Source organism: Mycobacterium sp. IDUB_19 (assembly GCF_055419445.1).
Genome location: NZ_JBVAXR010000128.1, coordinates 1 through 1,808, shown reverse-complemented (window position 1 = coordinate 1,808; position 1,808 = coordinate 1). Strand labels below are relative to the sequence as shown.

1 protein-coding gene and 1 pseudogene are annotated in these 1,808 nt (G+C 67.3%); one reads left to right on the top strand and one right to left on the bottom strand.

The genetic code is table 11. The features are described 5' to 3' along the window. Window positions 1-147 precede the first annotated feature (147 nt). On the top strand, window positions 148-1,587 hold the full coding sequence (locus ACZY0B_RS27345; RefSeq protein WP_463767354.1) for a chloride channel protein: 1,440 nt from the start codon (window positions 148-150) through the stop codon (window positions 1,585-1,587). Between the two features lie 5 nt (window positions 1,588-1,592). Here the strand turns inward: ACZY0B_RS27345 and ACZY0B_RS27340 are convergent. Then, a pseudogene (locus ACZY0B_RS27340) lies at window positions 1,593-1,808 on the bottom strand (DNA starvation/stationary phase protection protein); the annotation flags it as partial.

Genomic DNA, 1,808 nt, shown 5'->3' with positions numbered 1-1,808 from the left:
GGCCGCGCTCACCCGGGGCAATGTCAACGTGTCTGCGGTGATGGCAGGCATATCGACCTCCTTCGTCTAGGACTACCGGTATAACCGGACCAGAGTCCACTTATTCCCGCGGTGGAAGGCGAGCGGGTCGCGGGTCAGACTCGTACGGTGACAGAGCCCACGGAGGACGAGCCCCAGCCCGCGATCGCCACGACCGCCGGCGCGGGCGGGCGATTCGGGGCATCGATCAGGGAGTCGGGCTACCTGCGTAAGTGGCTGCTCCTGGGCGTCACGATTGGTGTCATTGCCGGCCTGGGCGCGGTCGTGTTCTACCTGGCCCTGAAATACGCGGGCGACTTCCTGCTGGGCTATCTGGCTGACTACCGCATACCGACACCAGTGGGCGAGGGCGGCAGCCACGGGTCGCCCGGCTTCACACGTCCGTGGGCAATTCCGTTGGTGACGACGGCCGGGGCGCTGCTGTCGGCGTTGCTGGTGGCCAAGCTCGCGCCGGAGGCCACCGGGCACGGCACCGACGAAGCCATCGAGGCGGTGCATACCGACCCCCGTGCCATTCGCTTCCGCGCGGTGCTGGTGAAGATCGTCGCCAGCGCGCTGACCATAGGTTCGGGCGGTTCCGGAGGCCGCGAAGGCCCGACGGCGCAAATCTCGGCCGGCTTCGCCTCGTTGCTTACCCGACGACTGAACCTGTCCGACGAGGACGGCCGGATGGCGGTGGCGCTGGGTATCGGCGCGGGCATCGGCGCGATCTTCGCCGCGCCCCTGGGTGGGGCGGTGCTGGCCGCATCGATCCCCTACCGCGACGATTTTGAGTATCGCTTCCTGCTCCCCGGGTTCATCACCGCGGGGACCGCGTATGCGGTGCTCGGAGCGTTCTTGGGCTTCGACCCGCTGTTCGGCTACATCGACGCCGAATATCGCTTCGAAAAAGCGTGGCCGCTGCTGTGGTTCGTGGTGATCGGTTTGGTCGCCGCGGCGATCGGCTACCTGTACGCCCGGATCTTTCACGCCTCGGTACGGCTCACCCGCCGACTTCCCGGCGGGCCGGTGCTCAGGCCTGCGGTGGGCGGGCTGCTGGTCGGGCTGTTGGGTCTGCTGATACCCGAGATCCTCAGCAGCGGCTACGGCTGGGCCCAGCTGGCGGCCGACCGCGGATCGCTGATGGGAATCCCGCTGTGGATCGTCCTAGTCCTGCCGCTGGCCAAGATTGTCGCGACATCGCTGTCGATCGGCACCGGGGGCTCGGGCGGGCTGTTCGGCCCAGGGATCGTGATCGGCGCCTTCGCGGGCGCCGCCGTCTGGCGGCTGGGCGAGTTATCCGGATTGCCCGGCATCCCCGACGGGCCGGGCATCTTCGTCGTGGTCGGCATGATGGCGTGTTTCGGCAGCGTCGCCCGCGCACCGCTGGCCATCATGATCATGGTCGCGGAGATGACCGGCTCGTTCTCGGTGGTGCCCGGCGCGATCATCGCGGTCGGTATCGCGTCGTTGCTGATGTCGCGCACCAACGTCACGATTTACGAGGCGCAGCGGTTGAATCGGGAGACCGCCGAGGCCGAACGTAAGCGCCAAACCGCGCCTGAGTAAGCGCCTTAGGACTTGCGCCGCGCTGTGCTGGCCGCGGCCTTTTCCGTCTTCTTGTCCCCGTGGCTCAGCTTGCCGCCGGCGCTTTCGAGGTGGGCGCGGACGAACCATTGGAACTTCTCCAGGGGCCCGGCCTGACCGATCAAGAGATCCTGCGTGACCTGGTCGAGTTCGTCTGTCTCGTCAATGGCTTGGCGGATGTCCTCGATAACGCCGTTGTAGAC